Annotated in this window: 25 protein-coding genes; 15 read left to right on the top strand and 10 right to left on the bottom strand. The window is 68.7% G+C overall.

Features of this window, described 5'->3' with window-relative positions; genetic code table 11:
• The first annotated feature begins 94 nt into the window (after positions 1-94).
• Both Dac01nite_RS02680 and Dac01nite_RS02675 read left to right on the top strand, forming a co-directional pair.
• A complete protein-coding gene (locus Dac01nite_RS02680; RefSeq protein WP_203653218.1) occupies positions 95-601 on the top strand; it encodes a CAP domain-containing protein in 507 nt (168 codons plus the stop codon).
• On the top strand, positions 598-1,125 hold the full coding sequence (locus tag Dac01nite_RS02675; protein WP_203653217.1) for a CAP domain-containing protein: 528 nt from the start codon (positions 598-600) through the stop codon (positions 1,123-1,125). The genes Dac01nite_RS02680 and Dac01nite_RS02675 overlap by 4 nt, the downstream gene beginning before the upstream one ends.
• A gap of 13 nt (positions 1,126-1,138) precedes the next feature.
• On the opposite strand, the gene Dac01nite_RS02670 is transcribed toward Dac01nite_RS02675, so the two are convergent.
• Positions 1,139-1,681 carry an arsenate reductase/protein-tyrosine-phosphatase family protein gene (locus Dac01nite_RS02670; RefSeq protein WP_203653216.1) on the bottom strand — a complete coding sequence of 181 codons (543 nt, stop codon included), beginning with the start codon at positions 1,679-1,681 and terminating at the stop codon, positions 1,139-1,141.
• Between the two features lie 55 nt (positions 1,682-1,736).
• Here Dac01nite_RS02670 and Dac01nite_RS02665 point away from each other — a divergent pair, with 55 nt between their 5' ends.
• The 3 genes from Dac01nite_RS02665 to Dac01nite_RS02655 all read left to right on the top strand — a co-directional run bounded on the left by Dac01nite_RS02665 (position 1,737) and on the right by Dac01nite_RS02655 (position 5,599).
• Positions 1,737-3,503 carry a DUF4012 domain-containing protein gene (locus tag Dac01nite_RS02665; protein WP_203653215.1) on the top strand — a complete coding sequence of 589 codons (1,767 nt, stop codon included), beginning with the start codon at positions 1,737-1,739 and terminating at the stop codon, positions 3,501-3,503.
• 80 nt (positions 3,504-3,583) lie between these two features.
• A complete protein-coding gene (locus Dac01nite_RS02660; protein ID WP_203653214.1) occupies positions 3,584-4,069 on the top strand; it encodes a hypothetical protein in 486 nt (161 codons plus the stop codon).
• Positions 4,070-4,111: 42 nt separating this feature from the next.
• Positions 4,112-5,599: a sugar transferase gene (locus tag Dac01nite_RS02655; protein WP_203653213.1), complete on the top strand. Its 1,488-nt coding sequence runs from the start codon at positions 4,112-4,114 to the stop codon at positions 5,597-5,599.
• 56 nt (positions 5,600-5,655) lie between these two features.
• On the opposite strand, the gene Dac01nite_RS02650 is transcribed toward Dac01nite_RS02655, so the two are convergent.
• The 3 genes from Dac01nite_RS02650 to Dac01nite_RS02640 form a co-directional block, all read right to left on the bottom strand.
• A complete protein-coding gene (locus Dac01nite_RS02650) occupies positions 5,656-6,540 on the bottom strand; it encodes a beta-1,6-N-acetylglucosaminyltransferase (protein ID WP_203653212.1) in 885 nt (294 codons plus the stop codon).
• Positions 6,537-6,953, bottom strand: a complete 417-nt coding sequence (locus Dac01nite_RS12210; protein WP_373307233.1) for an acyltransferase — start codon at positions 6,951-6,953, stop codon at positions 6,537-6,539. Before Dac01nite_RS12210 ends, Dac01nite_RS02650 begins: the two co-directional genes overlap by 4 nt.
• Positions 6,954-7,036: 83 nt before the next feature.
• Complete coding sequence (locus Dac01nite_RS02640; RefSeq protein WP_203653210.1) at positions 7,037-8,275, bottom strand: glycosyltransferase family 4 protein; 1,239 nt, start codon at positions 8,273-8,275, stop codon at positions 7,037-7,039.
• A gap of 41 nt (positions 8,276-8,316) precedes the next feature.
• On the opposite strand from Dac01nite_RS02640, the gene Dac01nite_RS02635 reads away from it, so the two are divergent.
• From Dac01nite_RS02635 to Dac01nite_RS02615, 5 genes are read left to right on the top strand one after another with little or no spacing between them, the layout of a single operon-like run.
• On the top strand, positions 8,317-8,907 hold the full coding sequence (locus Dac01nite_RS02635) for an LbetaH domain-containing protein (protein ID WP_203653209.1): 591 nt from the start codon (positions 8,317-8,319) through the stop codon (positions 8,905-8,907).
• Positions 8,904-9,740, top strand: a complete 837-nt coding sequence (locus Dac01nite_RS02630; RefSeq protein ID WP_203653208.1) for a glycosyltransferase family 2 protein — start codon at positions 8,904-8,906, stop codon at positions 9,738-9,740. Before Dac01nite_RS02635 ends, Dac01nite_RS02630 begins: the two co-directional genes overlap by 4 nt.
• 2 nt (positions 9,741-9,742) lie before the next feature.
• Entirely contained in the window at positions 9,743-10,858 is a 1,116-nt protein-coding gene (locus Dac01nite_RS02625) for a glycosyltransferase (protein WP_203653207.1), read from the top strand.
• Positions 10,855-11,934, top strand: coding sequence for a glycosyltransferase family 4 protein (locus Dac01nite_RS02620; protein ID WP_203653206.1), 1,080 nt, complete (start codon positions 10,855-10,857; stop codon positions 11,932-11,934). Before Dac01nite_RS02625 ends, Dac01nite_RS02620 begins: the two co-directional genes overlap by 4 nt.
• Positions 11,931-13,406: an O-antigen ligase family protein gene (locus Dac01nite_RS02615; protein ID WP_203653205.1), complete on the top strand. Its 1,476-nt coding sequence runs from the start codon at positions 11,931-11,933 to the stop codon at positions 13,404-13,406. Before Dac01nite_RS02620 ends, Dac01nite_RS02615 begins: the two co-directional genes overlap by 4 nt.
• 693 nt (positions 13,407-14,099) lie before the next feature.
• Here the strand turns inward: Dac01nite_RS02615 and Dac01nite_RS02610 are convergent.
• Positions 14,100-15,338: a lipopolysaccharide biosynthesis protein gene (locus tag Dac01nite_RS02610; RefSeq protein WP_203653204.1), complete on the bottom strand. Its 1,239-nt coding sequence runs from the start codon at positions 15,336-15,338 to the stop codon at positions 14,100-14,102.
• Between the two features lie 87 nt (positions 15,339-15,425).
• Here Dac01nite_RS02610 and Dac01nite_RS02605 point away from each other — a divergent pair, with 87 nt between their 5' ends.
• Complete coding sequence (locus Dac01nite_RS02605) at positions 15,426-16,361, top strand: nucleotidyltransferase family protein (RefSeq protein WP_203653203.1); 936 nt, start codon at positions 15,426-15,428, stop codon at positions 16,359-16,361.
• 72 nt (positions 16,362-16,433) lie between these two features.
• On the opposite strand, the gene cysC is transcribed toward Dac01nite_RS02605, so the two are convergent.
• Genes cysC through Dac01nite_RS02580 form a run of 5 tightly spaced genes read right to left on the bottom strand, consistent with a single transcriptional unit; the run spans position 16,434 to position 21,411 of the window.
• Positions 16,434-17,549, bottom strand: coding sequence for an adenylyl-sulfate kinase (gene cysC, locus Dac01nite_RS02600; protein ID WP_203653202.1), 1,116 nt, complete (start codon positions 17,547-17,549; stop codon positions 16,434-16,436).
• Entirely contained in the window at positions 17,546-18,481 is a 936-nt protein-coding gene (locus Dac01nite_RS02595; RefSeq protein WP_203653201.1) for a sulfite exporter TauE/SafE family protein, read from the bottom strand. Before Dac01nite_RS02595 ends, cysC begins: the two co-directional genes overlap by 4 nt.
• Positions 18,482-18,497: 16 nt before the next feature.
• Entirely contained in the window at positions 18,498-19,745 is a 1,248-nt protein-coding gene (locus Dac01nite_RS02590; protein WP_203653200.1) for a sulfate adenylyltransferase subunit 1, read from the bottom strand.
• Complete coding sequence (cysD, locus tag Dac01nite_RS02585) at positions 19,745-20,653, bottom strand: sulfate adenylyltransferase subunit CysD (protein WP_203653199.1); 909 nt, start codon at positions 20,651-20,653, stop codon at positions 19,745-19,747. Before cysD ends, Dac01nite_RS02590 begins: the two co-directional genes overlap by 1 nt.
• On the bottom strand, positions 20,650-21,411 hold the full coding sequence (locus tag Dac01nite_RS02580; protein ID WP_203653198.1) for a 3'(2'),5'-bisphosphate nucleotidase CysQ: 762 nt from the start codon (positions 21,409-21,411) through the stop codon (positions 20,650-20,652). Before Dac01nite_RS02580 ends, cysD begins: the two co-directional genes overlap by 4 nt.
• Before the next feature lie 96 nt (positions 21,412-21,507).
• On the opposite strand from Dac01nite_RS02580, the gene Dac01nite_RS02575 reads away from it, so the two are divergent.
• From Dac01nite_RS02575 to Dac01nite_RS02560, 4 genes are all read left to right on the top strand, one after another.
• Positions 21,508-22,200 (top strand): hypothetical protein, encoded by a 693-nt coding sequence (locus tag Dac01nite_RS02575; protein ID WP_203653197.1) that lies wholly within the window; start codon positions 21,508-21,510, stop codon positions 22,198-22,200.
• Positions 22,197-22,487 carry a PqqD family protein gene (locus tag Dac01nite_RS02570; RefSeq protein WP_203653196.1) on the top strand — a complete coding sequence of 97 codons (291 nt, stop codon included), beginning with the start codon at positions 22,197-22,199 and terminating at the stop codon, positions 22,485-22,487. The genes Dac01nite_RS02575 and Dac01nite_RS02570 overlap by 4 nt, the downstream gene beginning before the upstream one ends.
• Positions 22,488-22,571: 84 nt before the next feature.
• Positions 22,572-23,597 carry a GDP-mannose 4,6-dehydratase gene (gmd, locus tag Dac01nite_RS02565; protein WP_203653195.1) on the top strand — a complete coding sequence of 342 codons (1,026 nt, stop codon included), beginning with the start codon at positions 22,572-22,574 and terminating at the stop codon, positions 23,595-23,597.
• On the top strand, positions 23,594-24,592 hold the full coding sequence (locus tag Dac01nite_RS02560) for a GDP-L-fucose synthase family protein (RefSeq protein WP_275404503.1): 999 nt from the start codon (positions 23,594-23,596) through the stop codon (positions 24,590-24,592). The genes gmd and Dac01nite_RS02560 overlap by 4 nt, the downstream gene beginning before the upstream one ends.
• Positions 24,593-24,600 lie beyond the last annotated feature (8 nt).

Here is a 24,600-nt window from a genome sequence, read left to right as displayed (position 1 = left end):
ATATCTGTGGACAAGCATTGCTGAGCCGCGTCCTGTGGACAACCACCGGCCCGGGCGAGAACCCATCGCCACCCCGCCTCGTTACCCTGGACCGGTGACGCACCTGACCCGTACCGCCGCCCTGCTCGCCGCATCGGCGGTCCTCGCCCTCGTCACGGCGGGCTGCGCGATGCGCGAGCCTGTGGACCTGCCCGCCCCGGCGGAGTTCGAGGAGCAGCTGCTGGACCAGATCAACGCGCTGCGGATCGAGGAGGGCGTCGAGCGTGTGGTGGCGAGCAGCTGCATGGCGGATCACGCGCGCGAGCGGGCTGCGCGCCTGCCCGGGGCGGAGGAGGTGCCGCGCGACGAGCTGCCGGCGGACTGCGGCGACTTCGACTACGCCGGTGAGAACGTGTCGCGATCCGACCAGCCGGCGCACGAGGTGGTCACCACGTGGGCTGAGGACGAGCTGCAGTATCCGAACCTCGTGGACCCGCTGTTCGTGGAGGCGGGCGTGGGTTGCGTGGGCGTCGCGTTCGACGACACCAACCGCCCCGCGGAGGGCGACGAGGAGATCGCTGGCATGGCGTGCTCGGTGATCTTCCAGGGCTACGCGGAATGACGGCCGATGCTCGGGTGCGGCGCCGCACGGCGGCGGCGCTCGCGCTGGCGGTCGCCGCGTTCGCGGGGTGCTCGAGCCCGGCCGATGCGCCCGTCGCCTTGCCGGACGCCGTCGAGTATGCGCAGGAGGTGTTCGAGGGCACCAATGCGGAGCGCGCGCAGGCGGGCCTGGAGCCGCTCGAGTGGTCCGAGTGCCTGTTGCCGGTGGCCCAGGAGCGGGTCCACGTGGTGGCGGTGACGGGCGAGCTGCAGCACGCACCGCTGGCCGCGACGTGCAACGACGGCGCCACCGCGGGCGAGAACCTGTCCCGCGCCGCCGAGCAGCCGCAGCAGATCGTGGACCGGTGGATGGCATCGCCGGGTCACGAGGCGAACGTCCTCAACCCGGCGTTCCGGACCGTGGCCGTGGCGTGTGTCGCGTCCGACGATGAAGGCGGGCCCATGACGTGCTCGTGGGTGGCCGAGGGGCTCCCTCCGGACCACCCTGACTACGAGGAGTACGACGACGGACCTGTGGTGGGGTAGAGGTCGCGCCTCTTCATGCGCGGATCCAGCTCCTGAGATCCTCGATCGACGACGCGATGGCCTCGAACACTTCCTCGTACAGAGCGGAGGAGCCGCCATAGGGGTCCGGGATGTCGCGGACGTCTCGCACAGCGAGCTGCGGGCGGAAGCGTTGGATCGCGTGCGGAACGTCGGCAAGACGAGCCCGCGGAGTCTCCCCGGCGAGCTCCATCTGTGCGCGTGCGGCGAGCGCGAGCTCGTCGAGCAGGAACGTGCGCCGCAGCACCCCCGGGGTCTGGCGGACGATGTCGATGCGCTGCGGGGCGGTCATGGCGATCACGATGTCGTGCTCGCGGGCGATGGCGGGTGTGAGCATCTGCGCGACGTGATGGCTGCCGTCGATGCCGGCACCCGCGAGGCACTCGCGCATGGACGTGGGTATCCCGTGCCCCACAAGCGCGTGGGTGCCGGCGCTCGCGGTCGTGACCAGCTCCCCCAGGTAGTGTTCCAGGAGCAAGGCGGCGGCTGGGGAGCGGCAGATGTTGCCGGTGCACACCGTCAGGACTCGTGTCACCATTCGCCCCAGTCGTTCGTTGCCTTCGTGCCCCGAGACCGGATGAGGAGCCTCGCAGATGCCCACCGTACCGCCGCAGCGACCGCGCGCGCCGCGCCGACGGATCGCGCGCTGGATCCTGCTGGGCTTCGTCGTGCTGGTGGCGATGTTCGGTGCGGCGTTGGCGTGGGACCTGTGGAGCCTCAGGAGCGCCGCCAGCGACCTCACCCAGCATGCGCGCTCCGCCCAAGCGGCGGTGACGGCGCGCGACGCTGACGCGCTCGCGTCGGAGGTGGTGCTCCTGCAGGACGCGGCGGACCAGTTCTCATCGCATTCCTCCGGCCCGCATTGGACCGTGGCGTCGTGGCTGCCGTGGCTGCAGAACCAGACAGTGCCTCTTCAGCAGGCGGGAGCCTCCGTGCACGCCGTCGCGCACGACGCACTCGAACCGCTTGCGGAGGGGGGCAGCCTGAGTGCCCTCGAGTCGCCCCCCATCGCGGACGGCCGCATCGACCCGTCCGTGCTCGAACCGTTTCGCGCTCGCCTGGAGCAAGCGGCGAGAGTTCTCAGCGAGCAATCAAGGGCGCTGTCCACCGTCGACCTCAGCGGATCGATGTCCTTGGTGCAGGACAACTACGGCGATCTCGAATCGCAGGTGGGCGAGCTGCGAGCGCTTGTTCAGGGGGCGCACGTCGCGGCTGAGCTCTTGCCACCGATGCTCGGCGCGGAAGGCCCACGCACCTATCTCGTGATGGTCCAGAACAACGCCGAGCCCCGCACCACCGGGGGAATCCCCGGAGCAGTGCTCGAGGTCGAGGTCCAGGACGGCCGTTTCGCGCTCGTCGGCTACTCCGCTGCGGGCGCGATGGCGAATCCCTCCGGCGTGGACGTGGACCTGACCGACGACGAGCATCGTCTGTTCACCGAGCGCATGGCCATCTATCCCCAGGACGTCAACTTCACGCCGGAGTACCCTCGCAGCGCCGAGTTGATGGCGGCCTTCTGGCGCGAGACCTACGGCGACGACGTCGACGGCGTGCTCTCCCTGGACCCGGTCGCGCTGGGGTTCATGCTGGAGGGGATGCCCGCCACGGAGATCGCCGGCGTCACCGTCACCAGCGACAACCTCGCCGAGGTGATGATGCGTGACTCGTACGTGCTCTTTCCCGAGCCCGAGCAGTCTGACGCGTTCTTCGCTCGTGCTGCGCACTCGCTGTTCGGCGTCCTCCTCTCGGGCACGACCAACACGGTTGCCGGCGTCGAGCGATCCATCGAGGCCGGTCGCTTCGCGCTGTGGTCCGCCGACGAGTCGGAGCAGGAGCTCTTGGCCACGACCGACGTCTCCGGCGCGTTCCTCCAGCACACGGACGCGCTCGGGATCTTCATCAACGACGGTTCCGGCTCCAAGATCGGCTACTACATCGACACCCGGGTATCCGTCGCGGACCACGCGTGCGGTGCCTCCGCCTTGGGCGGCCAGACGGTCACCGTTACACTGGCCCACACCTACGACGGCGCGGTGAGCGATCTGCCGGAGTACGTCGCGGGCGGGTGGTTGGAGCCTGCAGGCGAGTTCCACGCGAACGTGCTGCTCTACCCGGCCGTCGGCACCGGTGTGCAGGGGGCCAGCCTCGAAGGCGCGCCGGCACAGATGTTCACGTCGACGCACGACGGCCGGCCCTTCACCAGCGTACGCGTGGCCCTGTCGCCGGGAGACGAGGTCATCCTCGAGTACGATCTCGCAGCCAATGCCGCCGGGGTCGACCCACCGACCACCATCATCACCCCTGGACCACGCGATGGTGACGTTGATCACATTCGTGGAGTCGCGTGGTCCAACTGCTAGAGTTGCAGCCACACTTACGGACGCGCATCCGCGCGGGTGGCCCGGGAGGAACACACATGATTCGCCGTCTTGCTACAGCTGTGGCCACAGCAGCTCTCGTGATTGCTGCGGGAGCGGGCCAGGCGATGGCTGCTCCGCCCTATCCCGCCAGTGACTACAGCGTCACCTGCTCCACCCAGCAGGTTCCGGTCACCAACTCCTTCGAGTGCGAGGTCCGTGGCCCCGACGGCGCGCAGGCGCAGCTGCAGACCACCTTTGCTGGCGAGGACGCGGACATCGTCGCGGGCACCGTGACCTCGAGCGCGAAGGAGATCGCCGGTGGCCTCGCGCAGTTCACCGTGCTCGCCCCCAGCGTTGAGGGACCCATCGACATCGTCGGCATCGTCGACGGCGAGGTCGTTCCGGGCGGCGAGATCGTCGTGCTCGCTGTGGACACCCTCGCTACCACCGGATTCGACAGCTGGAACCTGGTGATCGTCGCCGCCAGCCTCGTGGTGGTCGGCGGAGCCGTCGTGATCATCGCGGTGCGACGGCGCGAGTCCAAGAACGTCGAACAGCACGCGTAGAGCTCGGGCGCTTCCCGTGCGTGTCGGGGACGTCGCGGATTCGTGAGCGACGACGGCTTCGTCCCCGACAGCAGCGTCTCCTCTGGGCGACGGATGTACGGCTCACGCGGGTGGGCACGCCAGCTCGAGATCCGACTCTTCTTCTCTGACGCAGTCACGGTCGCATTGGTGATGGTGACCGCGCACGCAGTGCGCTTTGGCTGGGACCCCCTGAGCAGAGTCGCAGGCTCTTCGACTCCCGCCTACTGGTTCGTCACTGTCGCCATCAGTGCGCTGTGGCTGCTGCAACTCTCGTGGTCTCGGTCACGGGAGGCGCGCATTCTCGGGCACGGCACGCAGGAGTTCCAACGGGTCCTCACTGCGAGCTGGAGGACGTTCGCCGTGATCGCGATCGTGGGCTTCCTGACTCAGTGGCAGATCAGCCGCGGCTATCTGCTGTTCGCGCTCCCGGTGGGCACTATCGCACTGATGGGCACGCGCGCACTATGGCGCCAGTGGATGCATCGCCAGCGGGACCGCGGCGCCCTCCAGGCGCAGGTGATCGTCGCGGGTCCGTTCCGTACGAGCGTGGAGACCATGCGCCGTCTGGATCGAGCGAAGCGCGCAGGCTTCCGAGTCGTGGGCGTCTGTCTCCCACCCTCCAGCAGCGGAGAGCTGCCCGCAGACATCGCGCATGTTCCGGTTCTCGGATCGATTCACGACGCTGCACACCACGCGACGCGCATCGGCGCCGAGTTCGTCCTCATCTCGGGGACTGACGAGATGTCTCTCGCCGAGTCTCGTCACATCTCCTGGGCTCTCGAAGGCACCGGTGTGGGCCTGATCGTCGCTCCGTCGCTCGTCGACGTTGCCGGTCCTCGCGTGTCGATGAGTCCGGTGGAGGGCCTTCCACTGCTCCATGTGGAAGGGCCGCGCTTCGAGGGCGCGAAGTATGCGTTGAAGAGTGCAGTCGACCGCGCCACCGCTGCAGTGATGCTGGTGGTGCTCGCGCTGCCTCTCGCCGTCATCGCGCTCGCCGTGAGGGTGTCGAGCCCGGGCCCGGTCATCTTCAGGCAGGTGCGAGTCGGGCTGGATCACCGACTGTTCTCGATGCTCAAGTTCCGGTCGATGTATGAGGACGCGGACGAGCGCCTGGAGGCCTTGCAGGAGAGCGCCGAAGGCAACGGCGTGCTCTTCAAGATGAAGAGGGATCCGCGGGTGACGAGGGTCGGTCGCACGATCCGGCGCTGGTCGCTCGACGAGCTGCCGCAGCTCTGGAACGTGCTGGTGGGTGACATGGCGCTCGTGGGGCCGCGGCCGCCACTGCCCAGCGAGGTCGAGATGTGGAATCCGGACGAGGGCATGGCACGGCGCCAGATGGTGAAGCCCGGCATCACGGGGTTGTGGCAGGTGAGCGGTCGATCCGACCTGTCATGGGATGAGAGCGTGCGGCTCGATCTGTACTACACGGAGAACTGGAGTCTGGGCGGCGATGCCGTGATCATCCTCAGGACGCTGATGGCCATCATCACCCGGCGTGGAGCCTATTGACACGAAGCCCACGCTCCTGCGTCCGGGAGGGGTGCGGGTGTGCGCACGGCGGGTCGTCACGGAGCGCGGGGTGAACCCGCTTCCCGATCGAGCGCGGTGAGCAGTTCGCCGCTGTCAGCCGTGGTGATCTTGCGAGCGAAGAACTTCCGCGAGCCCAGGATGAGAGGGAGATCACTGAGGACCAGCGGCCGCAGGCCCGGATCGACGTAGTGAAAGTTGGTGTAGCGAAAGTTCCCCGGTCCCTCGAATGTGACCGGGCTGCCGTCGAAGATCTCCTCGGCGAACGGCCCAGCGGGCACCAGGGAATGAAAGACCTTCTCGTCCGGCGCGAAGGAGCGGCGGAAGTACCGTGCGGTCGCCTCGTCCAGGCGCTCGTAGGCCTCGAGCGCGCACTCTCGAGTCATCACCCAATGCGTCTGCCCGTGGCAGACGTCGAGCCCTGGCGGCGGTGGTGGCGCCGGGTGCGCAGCGACGAGCAGCAGCATGCGGTAGAGCAGTGCCCGCGCCGTGCGGGGGAGCTGTGGCGGCAAGTCCAGGAAATGCCGTCGCGATACCTGGCGTCGGTACTTGTCGCCGCCATCGGCCACCTTGAAGCTGCGGATGAACTGTGTACGGGGGTGCTGGTGGAGAAAGTCGACGAACTCTGGCACCGGGCGCACGGGATAGTCCTGACCGGACAGCACCGCGAGGTGCTCGTGAGGGTCGCCATCTCGCGCGTGGTCGAGGAGCACCCCCATGGCCTCCACTTGCGAGTAGTCCGCCCAGTACACCGGCACCCGTGTCGATGTGAACTCGACGTGCGCGGGGGCGCTGTCAAGGAAGGGCTCGAGGCGCGACTTCGCGTCGATATGAGCAATCACGCGGTGTGGCGCGAGCCTTCGGACAAGACGACCGAACATCTCAGGGTCGGTGTGCGCGTAGATCAGGAACGTGACGCTCACGGAGACTCCGTAGGCAGGTCTCGAATCCGACGCGCCGGAACCCCCGCGTAGAGACCGTCGTCGGCAGTGGGTTCGGTCACCACTGCGCCAGCCGCCACCACACAGCCAGTGGCGATGTCTGCACCCGGGAGCACCGTGGCGCCAGATCCGATCCAGGCCCCGTGACCGATGGTCAGCGGCGCCGCCGTGAGCGGCCCAGCTCGTTGTTCCCGGTCGCCAGGGCGGTGCGTCGATGTCAACAGCCTCACGTGATCCGCGATGCGCACGCGTTCCCCGATGGTGACCGATGCCTGGGAGTCAACGTAGACGCCCTCGTTGATGAAGGCGCCGACGCCGATCCGCACCTGTCGCGCATCTGAGATGCGGATCCCCGCGCGAAGGTGCGCTCCGGCTCCGACCTGGGCGCCAGCCATGCGCAGCACGCGTGGACGGATCCGATGCGGCGTCACGGTCGCTGCGGCGAGAGCCAACAGCATGTCGGAGCCGTATCGGCGCATCACAGGCGGTCACCACCTGGTCTGGCAGCCTCGCGCAACAGCCGGGCCCATTCCTCGAGCGACGCCCCGGGCGACATGGCCGCTGCCCAATGGGAGATCGCGGCCCCTGCGAGTCGTTCTCGCGCCGCTTCGTCCATGCGAAGTCGCTCCACCGCCTGAGCCAGATCGAGAGGGCGCGCCGAGGGCACGATGATGCCGGCGGACGCTTGGTCGACGATGGACGCGACGATGCCATCAGGGTCGACGGCCGCGATCACCGGGCGTCCTGCGGCGAAGTAGCTGGTCATCTTGCTTGGCACGGCCATCTCGCTCACGCCGGCAAGCTCGTTGACCAGAAGGACGTCCGCGGCGGCAAGAGCTGTGCTGAAGTCCGCGCGGCCGACCGGGTCGAGAAAGCGGATGCACTCCATTCCCAGCGACGACTCTTCGAGGCGCGCTCGCTCGGAGCCGTCGCCCATCAAGACGAAGCGGGTGGGCGTATCGCGACCCTCGAGCGCACCCGCTGCCTCCACGACGTTCTCCAGGCCTTGCTTGCGGCCCATGTTCCCCGCGTGGAGGACCACGAACTCGTCACGGCTCCACCCCAGTGCCGTCCGAGCCTCGTCACGGGTGAGAGGCGACGCTGTGAGATGCGACCAGTTCGCGATCACGCTGACGCGACCTGCAGGGACACGGAGGTCCGTCACGATGCGAGCAGCCATGGCGGCGTGGATCGCGACCACCCTCGAGGCCCGGCGCAAGGTCCACCCCTCGATCGCGGCACTCGCGCGCCGGGCCAATCGACCACCCTCGCCGGTCTCTGCCATGCCCTGGGAGTACAGGTCCTGTACCCACACGACTCGCGGGGTTCGCAGGAGCACCGCACGCGCCATCGCCATTGCGGTCGCGAACAGGGCGGGGGAGACCAGGACGATCGCATCGGGACTGCGCCATCCAGCGGTGACGCCACGCAGCCCGAAGGTGATCTCCGAGACCAACCTCCGCCAGCCTCGTGGTGGCCGCGGTATGAGGTGGGAGACGCGATGAACGTCGACGTCGGCGTCCCGTTCCCAGCTTGACCATCCTCCGTAGCCCTCGAACCGTCGCCAAGCCGGGTAGTGCGGGTGCGCCGTCACCACCGTCACGCTGTCGCCTTGCTGTGCAAGGTACTCGGCCAGACCAGCGGTGTAGAGCGCTATGCCTGTCGGCTCGGGCGAGTAGTTCAGCCCTAGGATGGTGACTCGTAGACCGGCTAGCACGGTATGAGCCTACCGATGCGAGGCAATCGGGAAAGGTGATCATGCGTGGCGAGAGCGGAGAACGCGGCGACGTCCCGGTGGTGCCGCTCGCAGCGGCTCCGGGCGAGCGCGAGTCATGGGGACGCCCCGCAGCGGTGGTGTATCTGTGGGGCGTCGTCGAGTGGCTCGTGGTCACCAATCCACTGCAGATCTCGTCACGACTCCGAGTGAAAGCGCTGAGGTGCTTCGGCGCGACCATCGGCGAGGGTGTCATCTTCCGTCCGCGCACGCGCGTGCGATTCCCGTGGAAGCTGTCCATCGGCGACAACTGCTGGATTGGCGAGGGCGTCTGGATCCACAACCAGGCCCCGGTGACCCTGGGTCACGACGTCGTCGTCTCTCAAGGCACGATGGTCACGACCGGAAGCCACGCTCATCGCCGCGACATGGCGCTGGTGACACGCGCCGTGCACATCGAGAGCGGCGCCTGGGTGACTGCACGCTGCATGGTCCTCGGAGGATCCGTGGTGGGTCGCTCAGCTCTGGTGGCGCCCTTGAGCGTGGTCCACGGCGACATTCCTCCGGGGGCCGTCGCCCGCGGAAACCCGGCGGTGGTGGTCGGCGAACGATTCGCACCGGGGAACGAGTCGTGAGCGGGCAGCTCCCGATCTCCGCGATCGTGCTCACCAAGGACGAGGCTCCCGGCATCGTGCGATGCGTGGAGCGCCTCGCTGACTTCGACGATGTCATCGTGGTCGACTCGTTGAGCACGGACGGCACGCCGCAGTTGGCCGAGGCCGCAGGAGCGCGGGTCGTCGACTTCGTCTGGAACGGCGCCTACCCCAAGAAGAAGCAATGGTCTCTTGACCATGCCGGGGCCCGTCACGACTGGGTGCTGCTGTTGGATGCGGACGAGGCACCGACGGCGGCTCTCGTGACGGAGCTTCGCACGTTGCTGCCGGAGCTCCGCGCACGGTCACGAGGCGCGTATGACATCAGGCTCCGCTACAAGTTCGCCGGGCGCTTCCTGGATCACGGACACACGGTGGTCAAGCGTTCCCTCGTGGACCGGACCGCGGCCCGGTTCCCCGAGATCGATGATCTCGATGCGCCTGGAATCCGGGAGGTCGAGGGGCACTATCAGCCCCAGACGGAGCGAGGCATCGGCCGCGTGAAGGGGCGAATCGAGCACGATGATGTCGACCCCATCGCGTCGTGGTTCGAGCGCCACAACCGGTACTCGGGCTGGGAGGCGCATCTGCGCGCCCGGGGGGACGCTCGGCGTGAGGTGGCCAGTCGGCGGTCAGCGAAGGGGCGCCTCTTTGATCGCGTGCCCTTCAAGCCGCTGAGCTTCTTCGCCTACAGCTACCTCCTGAAGGCCGGCTTCCTCGACGGTCGTGCCGGTTTCGACTACGCCGTCGCGCTGTCCACCTACTACTGGCAGATCGGCGTCAAGTACCGCGAGCTGCGCCGTCAGGAGCGGTGACCATGCGTGTGGTGCATGTCGCGCCCAGTTACTGTCGTCGCGATGGCGGGCCCTCCGAGGTGCTGCGTGGTCTGCTGCCCCAGCTTGAGGCGAAGGGCCTCGATGTCGCGCTCGTCACCACGGACAAGGGCCTCAGCGAGACCGAGCGCGCCGACCCGCCTGTGCGTGCGACCGTGGTTCGCCCGCATCGAGGGCCGTACTCCCTGTCGTATGCGCGCGGCTTGCGACGAGCGGTCAGAACCGCTGTCGAGGGAGCGGACGTGGTTCACGTCCACGGCGTCGACAACTACGCGAGCGTCGTGGGGATGCGCGAGGCTGCGCGAGCCGGCGTGCCGTTCGTGCTCCAGCCGCACGGCGCGTGGAACGCCTATCACCGCGCGCAAGGACGCGCGAAGAAGTGGCTGTGGGGCCGGATCTGGCAGGACCGCGCCGTGACACGTGCCGCTGCCGTCATCGTGAGCTCGTCCATCGAGCAGCGAGATGCGCGAGCCGTCGTGGGCCCGGGGCACGTGCTCGTCACCGCTCCGCTCGGCGTGGACGAGGAGCTCTTCGCCATCGACACGCCGTGGGACGAGCGGGACGGCTTGCTGTTCCTCGGGCGTGTCGCTCAGAAGAAGCGGCTAGACACGGTGCTTCTCGCGCTCCAGGTGGCGCGTGAGAGCCGCGGTCTTCGATCGACCTTGACGGTGGCCGGCCCCGTGGACACGGACCTCGGCTATGACCCTGGCGCTCTGGTGGGGATGCACGGTCTCACAGGTGCCGTGCGCTTCGTGGGCCACGTGGGCCGAGAAGACCGGCGGCGGCTCCTGGCCTCGCACCGGTGCTTCGTCCTGATGAGCGATGACGAGAGCTTTGGCATGGCGGCTGCGGAAGCAGCCGCAGCCGGGCTCGCGGTCGTCGCGAGTCCTGGAGTCGGGGCGATCGCCGACGCACAGGCGGACGGCGTCGGACACGTGGTGGAGGGGGATGCAGACCAACTCGCCGTCGCGTTGGGCGCAGCGACCGTGGATGCGGCGCCAGGCTCCGTCGCGGCACTGCGCGAGTACGCTCGCGCGCACTGGACGTGGGATGCCTCGAGCTCCCGCGTGCTCGATGCGTACCTGGGGGCCGTGTCATGAAGGTCGTCGTGACGCAGCCATATGTGCCCGAGTATCGTCAGCCGCTGTTCGCACGCATCGCGGAGCTCATGCGCACGAGCGGCCATGACTTCACCGTGCTGGCCGGACGCCCGTCGGCCGAGCAGGCCGCTCGCGGTGACGGCGTCGACGCGCCGTGGCTCACGCGTGTCCACTCGACCACCGTCGCGCCCGGTGGTGTCGAGTGGACGCGCCGAGCGCTCCCCGAGGCGGCACGGGGCGCGGACGTGCTCGTGACGGAGCTCGACGTGAAGAACGCACTCGCATGGACGCGAGGCATTCATGGGGCGCGCAGAGTAGTCCTGTGGGGCCATGGGATGCCCTACGTCACACGCCGTCGCGCGGTGGTCGAGAGCGCGAAACGCCGCCTCATCGCGCGTGCCGATCACGTGATGACCTACACCGACGGAGGCCGTGCCTACCTCGTTCACGATCTACGCTGCCGGCCGGATGCGGTCACGGCGATCGGCAACTCCACTGACACTGCCCCGCTGGTGGCGGCGCGGGACGCCGCCGCGGCCACCGGGCGGGCCCGTGAACTCATCGCCGAGCACGGTGGCGGTCCGCACGCGTTGTACGTGGGCGGCCTCGACTCGTCCAAGGGGATCCCGTTTCTTCTCGATGCCGCACGTGCCCTGCACGGCGCGCACCCCAACTCTGTGCTGCTGGTCTGCGGCGACGGGTCCGAGCGCAGAGCTGTCGAGCACGCCCAGGTCTCATCGGGTGCCGTCCGCTCCCTCGGGCGGGTGGACCGCGCGCGACTCGGGGAGCTCTCGGCGGCGTCGGCAGCGATATGGATGCCGGGTCGAGTGGGCCTCGTTGCAGTCGACGCTCTCGCCGTGGGCTTGCCGGTGCTCACCACCGCTCGTCACAGGAACGCGCCTGAAGCGGAGTATCTCTCTGCCGAGGGCCTCCGCGAACTTCCGCCGCGACCAGCCGCCTTTGCGGAGGCGGCGTTCGCCATCATGAGCGACCCTCCCGCGCGTGATCTCCTGGGCAACGCGCCCTCCCTCGACCAGGTCGCGGCGCGATTCGTCGACGTGGTGCTCTCGGCATGAGCAGTTCGCGGGAGGTCATTCGTGAGGACGCGGCGGCACCGCGCGGGTTCGACGCCCTGACCGTCCTGGTCACCCTGGGGATCGTCGCCTCACCGTGGACAGGGGTGAAGGTGATCGGCCTGCCGGCCTCTGATGTCGCATTCGTCCTCGCCGCAGTGGTGCTGTTCGTGAAGGTGATGACGGGCGATCGAGCCGTCTCGCTCCGGCTCTGGAGCTTCGCCCCAGTCATCGCGTCGTTCGTGATCGTCGCCATCGACGTCTTCAGCAACCGAGCAGCGCTCTCGACATCGTTCGGTGCGACGGGGAACATCGAAGGCGATGCGGTGTTCCTGGGCCAGGGCGGCGCGGTGCTGTTCCTGCTGCGCACCGCCATCGCGACCACCCTGGTGTTCATGCTGGTGGACGCCGAGACGCGCCGCTGGGGTCGTGTGGCGCCCGTACGAGCCCTCACCGCCTTCGTGGTCGGCACGCTCGTCAGCGTCGCCGTCGCGGGGGCCCGCGACCTGACAGGTCTCACGATCCTCGAGCAGTCCGTCACGACGGTGGGAGATCGATCCGCGGGGCTGGCGTTCCACCCTAACTCTCTGGGCCAGTCGGTCGCCCTGGCCATCCCTGCGCTCGCGCTCGCGGCAAGTCAGCACCGCGCCCGTCCTGTCCGGACCCTGGCCGTGGCGGGGGCGTATGTACTCCTGACCTGGGGCCTTCTGCTCGCTGACTCGCGGGGCGCGCTCATCGTGAGCGGTCTCGTCGGGATCATGGTGGTCCTGGCCGCGCTGTCGAGATGGCGGCAGGGTAGGTGGGTGGTTCCGGCGGGCATCGCCGTGGGACTCGTGTCCATGTACGCCGTTCCTGCGCTCATCTCGGGGACTCGCTTGGCTGCTGGTGGCCCCTTGGGCATCGCGGACGAGGATGTGGGCCGCGAGCAGCTGCTGGCGCAGGCGTGGGACGCCTTCTCCTCTAGCCCGTTCGTCGGCGTGGGCCTCGATGCGGGCTCAGGCGTGATGGTCGCCGCGTTTCTGGCTTCGTCGGGCGGCATCGTGCTGCTCGCAGGCTTCACGATCTTCGTGGCGCGCGCATTCGCGCTCCAATGGACCCGCGAGTCGCCCCTCCCACGGAGCTACGGCAGCATCGCCATTCTGGCGCTCGTGCTCATGGGTCTGCCCAACAACAGCGTCAACGAGCGATTCGACTACATCGCTGTTGCCGCCGTCGCTGCATGTGCACTGAACCTGGGGGCCGCACGTGACAGGCGCACCAGGCGGTCGCGATTCTCGTCGCGACGACGCCGCGAGCCTCCGGCGTTCGCATCGCCGGCGTTCCTGGCACCGTTCGCCGCTAGCGGCGCAGGCGCTGAGCGAACTCCTCGAACCGCTCGGGCGACGACTCGAACACCGCTGCGTGCGGACGGTACGGATCTCCCCCCGGCTGAACAAGCATCGGGGCACCGTCGAAGAAGGCGCCCCACGCGCTGAAGGTCGAGCGGCTCCCGAGGATTCCCGCGGACCACGCCAAGACCATCATGTCGTCGAGCGCGTTGCGCGCCGGGGCCCGGAAGGTTCGATCGAGCCTGAGGAGCGGAGCGAGCTCGGCGTCCGTTCCGTCCGAGCAGATGACGACATCCAACTCGGGTGCGACGGCGCGGACCGCGCTCGTCCACCTCACGAACCACTCGAGCGGAGTGCTCGTATTGTTGCTCTCCAGCCTCTCCGACGGCGTCGCCGGTTGAAAGTCGCCCAGACGGACGTGCGCCGCGAGGTACGGGCGCTCGCGGCGAGCAGAGATCACGCCTGGACGCACGGAGGAGCGCACGAAGCCGGCGTGCCACTCAGGATCGAGCTCGAAGCTCGCGAAGTAGTCGCGCATCCCCCTGACCGGCAGCACCTCACCAGCAAAGTCCCGCCACGACTCCGGCTCCTCAATGCCACGCGCCGCGCGAAGCGCGCGCCGTCTCTGCCACATCGTCCCGGCACTGGCTCGGGCGAACAGGCGCCCGTAGTTGCGCTTGTCAGGCTCTCGACGGAGGTAGGGGCCTACCCGAACACGCTGCCACTGCGGTGGCAGGAGCTCACGGCCGGACAGGTGTGCGATCTCCGCAGAACGGAGCCATGGAAAGAGGTAGTTGCCCAGGCCCGCCCTGTTCAGATCGGCTACGACGACTCCTGCACTCATTGGCGTGGCTCCGCGCGTCTGGCAGTGCGCGTGATCCCTCGGCGGGTGAGGAAGAAGAAGAGCAGGTCGCGGCCCAGAGCGCCCAGCGCCGCCCCCACGGCTCCGAAGGCGAACGCGAGAATCACCATGAGCGTCACGCTGGCCACGGCTGTCGTCAGCCAGATGCGCGTGATCTCGCGCGCTTCGCCGAGCCCCGTCAGGTGCTGCATCTGCACCCCGCCGATGACGGAGAACACTCCAGCCGCCAAGCAGATGCGGAGGGGTGTCACATCATCAAGGGTGACTCTGAACAGCACCTCGACAAGTGGCGAGGGGAACAGCATGAAGGGGAGCGCGATGGCGCCGTAGAGGGCCAGGGTGACAGTGGCAGTGGTCGAGAAGACAGAGTCCGCTTGGCGAGACCTGCCGGCGCGCGCGACATGGACGAGCAGCGCGCCAGCCGGGATCATCGCGACGGTGGTCAGGGCGTTCTGCGTCTGGCTCGCGACGGCGTAGACCCCGAGTCCTGTCGCGGTCAGGCCCCAGGCGAGCACCACGGTGTCGGAGCGGTTCATGATCGTGTTCGCCACTGCGCCTATCCCGTAGCGCCAGGTGTTGCGGGGCCACAGGACACGGGGGCTCTGTGCGAGCTCACGGGAGTCGCGGGCAACGGCGTACTGCACGCCGGCAATCACCAGTTCCCCGACGGCGAGCACTACGATGAGCGCGTACCCGGACCATCCGGCGAGGGCGGCGGCGACGAGCATCGGCACGGTGGACAACCGAATGACAGCGTTGACGACGGCCGTCGCACGGAATCTGAACTGCCCATAGGCGAGCCCAGTCATGGAGGAAGCCAGGTGGTACGCCACGCCGTAGATGACCTGGGCCAGCAGCCATGGAACCGGATCCTCGGGTGCCGCTCCCCACCACACGAACAGGCAGAAGGCCGCGCTCTGCGCCGGTACGTGGATAGCGACGCGCCACGCCAGGGGCCGGACCACCGCCGATCGTCCGGCGATCTCCCCACGCGCTGCGAGGCGCCCGATCTGCGGGGTGAGGCCGGCATCGATGATCGAAGAGATGAGAAGTGCAGTGGAGGTCACCAGGACGACGAGGCCGGTACCTTCGATCCCACCGACCGCACCGGCCGCGCCCAGGAGCACAAGCGCCTGGATCTTGCCTCCGGCGGATGCTGCCGCGGTCCAGATGCCATCGAGCACCCCCGCCTCGCGCAACCGTGCAATAGCTCTCACGCGGTCTGACTCTAGCGCGCTGTCACTTCGCTCCAGCCGCGCGAGTGGTCGTAGCGTCATCGACGATCACGCGGGAGACTTGACGCTGTGACGACCGATGACCCGCAGCCGGCTTCCCGAGGCCTGCTCCAGGTTCATGCCACGGAGCTGGCGATGACGGTGGTCGCAACGCGCGCGCGCCGCTTGGGGGTGCGCGCGCTCGTCATCAAAGGGGCCGTCGCGGATCACCATCGCCTGCGTCCGGAGCGGGTGAGCGCTGACGTGGACGTCCTCGTCGAGCCGCTCGAGGCGGGCGAGTTCGTCCACTCTCTGGAAGGGGCTGGCTGGTCAGGCAGGCCCGAGACCAGCATCGCGACAGAGGCGTCTGCTCATTCGGTCACGATGGTGCACCCCCATTGGCCGTGTGACATCGATGTGCATCACGAGTTTCCGGGCATGCTGGCGGGGCCGCACGACGCCTTCGACGCCTTGTGGGACGAGCGGTCGGGCATGAGCGCGGCTGGCATCGATGTGGACGTGGCCGGCCCGCTCGGTTCCATCCTGATCTCCGCGCTGCACTCGCTACGTCATGACACGACGGTGGCCCGCTACGCGGCAGAGTTGGTGTCGACGTCCATCGCCGTACGCGAGCTTGCGCCACGCGACAGGGACGCACTCGGCGCGCTCGCTGTCGCGACCGGAGCGGCGGGGCCCCTCCGAGAGTGGCTGAGGGCAGAGGGCATCGATGTCGCCGTGGCCTCTACCCCGTCTCTCGTGGACTGGGAGACGCGCCGCCACAGCGGCGATACGTTCGCCGGACAGTTCGTGGCGACCTTCGCTCGGGCGCCGTGGCGGGAACGCCCGCGTCTGCTGGTGGAGGGGATATGGCCTGATGCCGCCGAGATGCGAGCGACGCACCCCGAGATCGGACCTCACCGTCGTGACCTGCTGCGAGCACGGCTCTCGCGTGTAGGTCGAGGTCTCAGAGACGCCCCGAGGGCCCTGCGGTCGCTCGCTACCGCCCGCTCGAGATCGCGCCGCTGAGCGATACCCGCGAGGGCCCGCAGCACCCGCGCTGGGCCGGCGACGGTGCCAGCACAGAGGCTGTGGCGTGCTTCAGATCATGTAGGCCGCGTCCGCGGCGCCCGTCACATGCGCGACCACGGCGTCAGCGGCCGATGCGGCGTCCTGGCCGTCCGCGCCCACCACCACGTCCGCATCGAGCGGCTCGTCGTAGGGGTCGGAGATCCCGGTGAACTCCGTGATCTCCCCGGCGCGCGCCTTGGCGTACAGGCCCTTGCGATCGCGGGCCTCGCACTCCTCGAGCGGAGTCGCCACGTGGACCAGCACGAAGCGGCCCACGCGTTCGGCCATCTCGCGAACCTCCGCCCGTATGGAGGCGTACGGCGCGATGGGCGCGCAGATGGCGATGCCGCCGTTGGCGCTGATCTGCGCCGCGACCCAGCCGATGCGCCTCACGTTCAGCTCGCGGTCGGCGCGCGAGAAGCCCAGGCCGCTGGACAGCATCGCCCGTACTTCGTCGCCGTCCAGCAGCGTGACGCGCTGGCTCGACTCCGCGCGCAGCCGTCGCGTGACCTGGCGGGCGATGGTGGACTTGCCGGACCCGGACAGTCCGGTGAACAGCACCACCACGCCGTCGCCGGGCGCCTTCTGCTCCCCTCTGATCACCGTGACGGTGGACGCGACCACCACGGAGGCCAGGCGCTCCAGGAGCTCGCTGCGCCCGGCGGCTGGCACGTGGGCCGCTGCGGGCTCCGGGAGCACGCGGACGGAGAGCCCATCCGTGCGCAGGCCGCGCACGGTCTGGGCGAGCGCGTGCGCGTCCCCGCCGTCCACCACGATGACCGTGCCGTCGAGGCTCCCGCTGCGACGCCCCAGCAGCAGCGTCGCGTCGCTCACCGGTTCCGGCAGCGCCGCGGGCCGCAGCTCCGCGAACGCCGGTGCAGAAGGCTCCCGCAGCACCTCCACCAGTCCGCCTACCCAGGTGCCCCGCGCATCGGCCGTCGTCTCCAGGACGCGTACTCGCGCCACGGGCGTCGCCTCGGTGTCCAGCAGCGTCACGGAGCGGCCGGGAACCGCGGTGGTCAGCAGCAGCGACGCGTGGTGGCCGCCCTTGGACGGCAGCTCGTAGCGCAGCGCGTGCCCGTAGGCGCCTGCGCGCATGAGCTCCAGCTCGTTGAGCTGCAGGGCTGAGAGGCGGAACTCCGTCATGATGCCTCCATCCTCTCAGCGCGCCGCTCCTGGAACGTGAAGAAGTGGAATCCCATGGAGTGTCGGATCCAGCCCCACGCGACGGTGCTGACGACGATGAGCACCCCCAGCGAGATGAACACCCACTGGCCGGACACTCCCAGCAGCGCGAGGCCGGCGACGAACAGGATGATGCCGAGCGCGCGCCGCACCAGCCCGCCGCCGATGCGCGAGGACAGCTGCGCACCCAGGTATGCCCCGGGCACCGAGCCCAGGATGATGGGGATGGCCACGGACCAGTCCACGTCCCCGAACATCAGGTGCGCGATGGCAGCGGCGATCACCAGAGGAACGGCCTGCACCAGGTCCGTGCCCACCAGCTGCGAGGCCTTGAGCGCTGGGTACAACGCCATGAGCGCGATGATGATGAGCGAGCCGGAGCCCACGGACGTGAGCCCCACCATGAGCCCGCCCAGGACGCCCACGATGATGGTGGGCACCGGGCGTGCCACCACCTCGGGGCGATCGCGAGGCAAGGGCGCGGCGCGGCCGTCACGGGCCATGGCGCGCTCACGCAGGCGCAGGTACGCGCGCACGCCCAGGCCGAGGGACGCGATGATCAGCACCACGCCCAGCGCGTGCTTGACAAAGGACTGCACCTCCGGGCCAGGCCCCATCCAATGCGCCACCAGAACGCCGCCGAACGCCGCCGGCACCGAGCCGTAGACCAGCAGCCGCACCAGCTTCCAGTTCACGGTGCCGTTGCGCATGTGGACCCAGGAGCCGGCCGGCTTCATGGCGGCGGACGCGACAACGTCGCTGGACACGGCCGTGAGCGGGGGGACGCCGAAGAACAGCACGAGCGTGGGCGTCATCAACGCACCGCCACCCATGCCGGTGAGGCCCACGACCACGCCGATTCCCACGGCGACGGCCAGGAGCCCCAGGTCCATCAGAACCGCGCGATCGTCACGAGCCGCGGACCACGCCCGCGCCGACGGTGCGGTTGGTGGCCTCGTCGATGAGGATGAAGGATCCGGTGGTGCGGTTGTCGTCGTAGTCGTCCACCAGCAGGGGAGTCGTGACGCGCAGCTTGACGCGACCGATGGAGTTCAGGTTCAGCTGGTTGTTGTCCGTGTCCCGATGGAGCGTGTTGACGTTGAGCTCGTACGGAATGTCCTTGACCACCGCGCGAGCCATCCTTGTGGTGTGGAGGATGCCCAGCTTGCGGCCAATGGTCAGGGCGTCCTGATCCATCCAGCACACCATGGCCTCGACGTCCTGGGTGGGCGCGGGGTGGTTGCCCGTGCGGCACAGCATGTCACCGCGCGCGATGTCGATCTCGTCCTCGAGCCGGACGGTCACGGACATGGGAGGGTACGCCTCGGTGAGCGGGCCGCCGGGCCCGTCGATCGCGGCCACCGTGGTGGTCAGGCCGCTGTGCAGGGCCATGACCTCGTCGCCCACCTTGAGGATGCCTGAGGCGATGGTGCCGGCGAAGCCGCGGTAGTCGCGAGCGTTGGACTGCTGGGGGCGAATCACGTACTGCACCGGGAAGCGCACGTCCTGCAGGTTGCGGTCACTCGCGATGTGCACGTGCTCCAGGTGGTGCAGCAGGCTCGTGCCGCCGTACCAGGGCATGTTGGCGGAGCGCTCGACCACGTTGTCGCCCAGCAGCGCGCTGACGGGGATGGCGGTCAGGTCCGGGATGTCGAGCTTGGCGGAGAAGGCGGAGAACTCCTGGTAGATCTCCTCGAAGCGCTCCTCTGACCAGTCCACCAGGTCCATCTTGTTCACGGCCAGCACCACGTGCGGGACGCGCAGCAGTGAGGAGATGGTGGCGTGGCGGCGCGACTGCTCGGTGAGGCCCTTGCGAGCGTCGACCAGGATGATCGCCAGGTCCGCCGTGGAGGCGCCGGTCACCATGTTCCGGGTGTACTGCTGATGGCCCGGGGTGTCCGCGATGATGAACTTGCGGCGCGGCGTGGCGAAGTACCGGTACGCGACGTCGATGGTGATGCCCTGCTCGCGTTCGGCACGCAGGCCGTCCGTGAGCAGCGACAGGTCCGTGTACTCGTTGCCGCGGTTCCTGGACGCGGTCTCCACGGACTCGAGCTGGTCCTCGAAGATGGACTTCGAGTCGAACAGCAGGCGTCCGATGAGCGTGGACTTGCCGTCGTCCACTGATCCCGCGGTGGCGAATCGCAGAAGGTCCATTAGAAGTACCCCTCCTTCTTCCGGTCCTCCATGGCGGCCTCGCTCACGCGGTCGTCGCCACGAGTGGCGCCGCGCTCGGTGAGGCGCGTCGCGGCGGTCTCCTCGATGATCTTGTCGATGGTGTCGGCGTCGGACTCGACGGCCGCGGTGAGCGTCGCGTCGCCCACGGTGCGGTAGCGCACCTTCTTGGTCACCACCTCGTCCCCGTCGCCGGGCACCGCGAACTCGTTGGCGGCCATCCACATGCCGTCGCGCAGGAACACCTCGCGCTCGTGCGCGTAGTAGATCGAGGGCACCTCGACCTCGCGGGAGCGGATGTAGTCCCAGATGTCGAGCTCGGTCCAGTTGGACAGCGGGAACACGCGGATGGACTCGCCGGGGTGCACCTTGCCGTTGTACAGGCTCCACAGCTCGGGACGCTGGTTGCGCGGATCCCACTGACCAAAGTCGTCGCGGAAGGAGAACACGCGCTCCTTCGCGCGGGCCTTCTCCTCATCGCGCCGGGCGCCGCCCATGCACGCGTCGAACCTGTTCTTCTCGATGGTGTCCAGCAGCACGGGCGTCTGGATGCGGTTGCGCGAGCCGTTGGGCTCCTCGCGCACCGTGCCGGCGTCGATGGCGTCCTGCACGGAGCCCACCACCAGGTTGAGGCCGTAGCGCTCGACGATCATGTCCCTGAACGCGATCACCTCGGGGAAGTTCTGCCCGGTGTCGATGTGGACCACGGGCATGGGGACGGCCGCGGGCGCGAAGGCCTTGATCGCGACGTGCAGCAGGCAGATCGAGTCCTTGCCGCCGGAGAACAGCAGTGCGGGACGCTCCATCTGGGCCACCACCTCGCGCACGATGTGGATGGCCTCGGCCTCGAGCGCGTCGAGCTGGCTCAGCGCAGTTCCTGGTTGAGTCATGAAGTCTCTCCGTGGTCCGTGGCGTGGGCGATCAGGTCGAGGAGCCTCGACGCGAGCTCTGGGCGGCACACCACCAGATCGGGCAGGTACGGGTCCGCGCCATTGTAGAGGAGGGGCGAGCCGTCGATCCTCGAGGCATGCAGGCCGGCGGCGCGCGCTACGGCGACCGGTGCAGCGGAGTCCCACTGGTACTGACCCCCGGCGTGCACGTAGGCGTCCACCTGGCCACGCACCACGGCCGCGATCTTGACGCCGGCGGAGCCCATGGGCACCAGCTCCGCGCCCAGGCCGGCCCGGACGGGCTCGGTGATCGCCGGAGGGCGCGAGCGGCTCACGGCGAGTCTGACCGGGGACACGGCCGATGCGGGGGCCGGGGTGACGGACGAGGTGTCCAGCACGAGTCCCTCACCCGGGATGGCGACCGCAGCAGCAGTCAGGTCGCCGCGCTCCCACAGTGCCACGTGCACCGCCCAATCGGCGCGTCCCTCCGAGTACTCGCGCGTCCCATCGAGGGGATCGATGATCCATACGCGATCCGCGCTGAGGCGGGCATCGGTGTCCGTCGCCTCCTCGCTCAGCACGTCGTCGCCGGGGAAGCGCTCGGCCAGCAGCTGCGCGATGCGGGCCTGGGCCGCGGCGTCGCCACGCTTGCCGCGCTCCTGCGGTTCGACGTCCACGGCGAAGGCTGCACGCACGGCGAGCAGCACCTCACCGGCCTCGCGCGCGATGCTCGCGGCCGCGTGCGCGTCCTGGCTCATGGATCTCCCCTTGGTGTCTCCCAGCGCCGCGAGCGTAGCAGTTGCATATGTCACGCCCATGTCCGCTTTGTGCGCTCCAGGGGCTACCGTGGCCCCGTGACTCCCTCGCGTCCGCTCGCACTTCTCGACGCGGTCGAACTCTCCTACGCGCTGGCGGCCACTGTCGCGGCCGAGCAACGCGTGCGTGCCCTGGCGACCGCGGGTCCTGTCCACGCCCACCATGGTCTCCTGCCGCAGTGCGTGAGCACGGACGTGGACCTCTGGGTGGAGACTGGCTCGATTGACGCCTACCTCGCCGCGCTGCGTACCGCGGGCTGGGATGAGCGCGCCGCGTCTGAGAGCTTCCGCGAACGGGGCCAGCCCTCGACCACCGTCATCCACCAGCATTGGCCGTGCGAGGTCGAGGTGCATCGCAGTCTCCCAGGTTTCCTGGCTTCCGAGCGGGAGGTGTTCGATGTGCTGTGGGAGCGTCGAGAGAGCCTGGTGATCGCGGGAGTGAAGGTGCCCATCGTCGACCGCGTGGCAGCGATCCTCATCGCAGTGGTGCGCGCGCTGCGCAGTTCGGTCCGAGTCGGCCAGCACACCGAGGAGATCACCCGCCTGGCGACGGAGGTGCTGCCTGCACTGGACGGCGCGCAGGCGCGAGAGCTGCGCGATCTCGCGACGGCGACCGGCGCGATCGACACGGTCAGGCCGCTGATGGAGCACAGAGGTCGGGGATCAGGGACTGCGACCGGCTGGCCGCGTGGCATCACGGACGATTCAATGCTGCGAGGTGACGACTCATGAACCGGCGCCTGACACGCACGCCCGGACTCGCGGAGGTGGTGCGCGAGGACCGTGCAGTGGTGCTGAACCTGCCCCAGCTCGAGGAGCAGCAGTCCCCCTACGTGTTCGAAGGCCCGGCGTTCGAGATCTGGCGTCGCATCGACGGCTCCCGGTCGCAGAGGCTCATCGTGTCCGAGCTGGCGGCCGCCTTCGAGGTGGACGAGGACGTGATGGAGCAGGATGTGCGCGGCTTCGTTGCAACGATCGCCGAATTGGGACTGATCGACTACGGCCAACCCGACGCCTGATCGGCGCCCTCGGAAGTCCGTGCTCCAGTGGTACTTTCGTGGGGTCCTGGGCGCCGCGCGCGCTCCCTTCCGGCGAGGAGAAGCATGACCAAGAAGGCCTTCATCACCGGGATCACGGGCCAGGACGGCTCGTACCTCGCGGAGCTGCTGCTGCGGAAGGGCTACGAGGTCCACGGCCTCATTCGACGCGCGTCGACGTTCAACACCTCACGCATCGACCACCTGTATGTGGACTCCCACAACCCTGACGCGCGGCTGTTCCTGCACTACGGCGACCTGAGCGACGGCGCGCGACTGGTGTCGCTGCTGGCCGGGATCAGGCCTGACGAGGTCTACAACCTCGCGGCGCAGTCCCACGTGCGTGTGAGCTTCGACGAGCCCGAGCACACCGGCGACACCACGGGCGTGGGATCGATCCGCATGCTCGAAGCCGTGCGCATGGCGGGCGTGGACTGCCGCTTCTACCAGGCGTCGAGCTCCGAGATGTTCGGCGCCACCCCTCCTCCCCAGGACGAGGAGACGCCGTTCTACCCTCGCAGCCCTTACGGGGCCGCGAAGGTCTACTCGTACTGGGTGACCAAGAACTACCGCGAGGCGTACGGGATGTTCGCCGTCAACGGCATCCTCTTCAACCACGAGTCCCCTCGCCGTGGCGAGACGTTCGTGACGCGCAAGATCACTCGTGCAGTCGCAGCGATCAAGGCCGGCGTGCAGGACGACCTGTGGCTGGGCAACCTCGATGCCGTCCGCGACTGGGGCTACGCAGCGGAGTACGTCGAGGGCATGTGGCGCATGCTGCAGGCGGATGAGCCGGACGACTACGTGCTCGCCACCGGCACCGGCATCTCCGTGCGGGACTTCCTGGAGGCGTCCTTCGAGCACGTGGGCCTGAACTGGCAGGACCACGTCAAGTTCGACGAGCGCTACCTGCGACCCACCGAGGTGGATGCGCTGATCGGCGACGCCTCCAAGGCCAAGCGCCATCTGGACTGGGAGGCGACGGTGGACGGTACGGCCCTGGCGCGCCTGATGGTCGATGCCGACGTCCAGGCGCTCACTCACGCGGGACGGCCGTGGATCGACGCTGTGTCCTTGGAGTCCTGGTCGTGACGGAGACGGACGGTCCCCGCGTCACAGACGAGGTCGACTACACGCCTGGGCCGCTGAACCGCGATGCTCGGGTGTATGTGGCCGGCCACCGCGGTCTGGTGGGATCCGCGATCTGGCGCAAGCTCGAAGGCGAGGGCTTCAGGGATCTTCTTGGCCGCACCTCGAGCGAGCTGGACCTGACGGACCGCGAGGCCGTGTTCGCGTTCTTCCGCGAGACCAGGCCGCAGCACGTGGTGCTCGCCGCCGCCAAGGTGGGCGGCATCATGGCGAACAACACCTACCCGGTGGAGTTCCTCTCGGAGAACGTGCGGATCCAGACCAACGTGATCGACGCGGCGCTCGAGACGGACGTGGAGCGCCTCCTGTTCCTGGGCTCGAGCTGCATCTACCCCAAGATGGCGCCGCAGCCCATCACCGAGGACGCCCTCCACACCGGCTACCTGGAGCACACCAACGACGCGTACGCGATCGCCAAGATCGCCGGCATCATGCACATCCAGGCTGCGCGCCGCGAGTACGGCAAGGCATGGATCTCCGCGATGCCCACCAACCTCTACGGCCCTGGAGACAACTTCTCGCCCACCGGCAGCCATGTGCTGCCCGCGCTCATCCGCCGCTATCACGAGGCAGTGCAGGACGGCGCGACCACGGTCACGAACTGGGGCACCGGCACGCCGCGCCGCGAGTTCCTGCACGTCGACGACATGGCCGACGCGTGCCTGCACCTGCTCGAGCACTACGACGGGCCGCAGCAGGTCAACGTGGGCACCGGCTCAGACGTGACCATCCGCGACATCGCCCACGCCATCGCCACCGTCACCGGCTACGAGGGCGCCACCGAGTGGGACACCTCGAAGCCCGACGGCACTCCTCAGAAGCTCCTCGACGTCTCCAAGCTCGCGCACGCTGGCTGGACCGCGCGCATCGGACTGGAGGAGGGGCTGCGCAGCACCTACGCCTGGTTCCTCGACCACGCGGACTCCGTGCGGCAGTAGGCGGACCA

This window comes from Demequina activiva, from assembly GCF_016862815.1.
Classification (GTDB): domain Bacteria; phylum Actinomycetota; class Actinomycetes; order Actinomycetales; family Demequinaceae; genus Demequina; species Demequina activiva.
The sequence above is the reverse complement of the archived record's forward strand: the minus strand, read 5'-3'. Positions and strand labels throughout refer to the sequence as shown.

Excerpts from the sequence above, each read along its gene's own strand:
- Dac01nite_RS02675 (WP_203653217.1), top strand. The coding sequence starts at position 598 with ATGACGGCCGATGCTCGGGTGCGGCGCCGCACGGCGGCGGCGCTCGCG.
- Dac01nite_RS02670 (WP_203653216.1), bottom strand. The coding sequence starts at position 1,681 with ATGGTGACACGAGTCCTGACGGTGTGCACCGGCAACATCTGCCGCTCC.
- Dac01nite_RS02665 (WP_203653215.1), top strand. The coding sequence starts at position 1,737 with ATGCCCACCGTACCGCCGCAGCGACCGCGCGCGCCGCGCCGACGGATC.
- Dac01nite_RS12210 (WP_373307233.1), bottom strand. The coding sequence starts at position 6,953 with ATGGCTGGCGCCCAGGTCGGAGCCGGAGCGCACCTTCGCGCGGGGATC.
- Dac01nite_RS02635 (WP_203653209.1), top strand. The coding sequence starts at position 8,317 with ATGCGTGGCGAGAGCGGAGAACGCGGCGACGTCCCGGTGGTGCCGCTC.
- Dac01nite_RS02625 (WP_203653207.1), top strand. The coding sequence starts at position 9,743 with ATGCGTGTGGTGCATGTCGCGCCCAGTTACTGTCGTCGCGATGGCGGG.
- Dac01nite_RS02620 (WP_203653206.1), top strand. The coding sequence starts at position 10,855 with ATGAAGGTCGTCGTGACGCAGCCATATGTGCCCGAGTATCGTCAGCCG.
- Dac01nite_RS02615 (WP_203653205.1), top strand. The coding sequence starts at position 11,931 with ATGAGCAGTTCGCGGGAGGTCATTCGTGAGGACGCGGCGGCACCGCGC.
- cysC (WP_203653202.1), bottom strand. The coding sequence starts at position 17,549 with ATGACGGAGTTCCGCCTCTCAGCCCTGCAGCTCAACGAGCTGGAGCTC.
- Dac01nite_RS02595 (WP_203653201.1), bottom strand. The coding sequence starts at position 18,481 with ATGGACCTGGGGCTCCTGGCCGTCGCCGTGGGAATCGGCGTGGTCGTG.
- Dac01nite_RS02590 (WP_203653200.1), bottom strand. The coding sequence starts at position 19,745 with ATGGACCTTCTGCGATTCGCCACCGCGGGATCAGTGGACGACGGCAAG.
- cysD (WP_203653199.1), bottom strand. The coding sequence starts at position 20,653 with ATGACTCAACCAGGAACTGCGCTGAGCCAGCTCGACGCGCTCGAGGCC.
- Dac01nite_RS02580 (WP_203653198.1), bottom strand. The coding sequence starts at position 21,411 with ATGAGCCAGGACGCGCACGCGGCCGCGAGCATCGCGCGCGAGGCCGGT.
- Dac01nite_RS02570 (WP_203653196.1), top strand. The coding sequence starts at position 22,197 with ATGAACCGGCGCCTGACACGCACGCCCGGACTCGCGGAGGTGGTGCGC.
- gmd (WP_203653195.1), top strand. The coding sequence starts at position 22,572 with ATGACCAAGAAGGCCTTCATCACCGGGATCACGGGCCAGGACGGCTCG.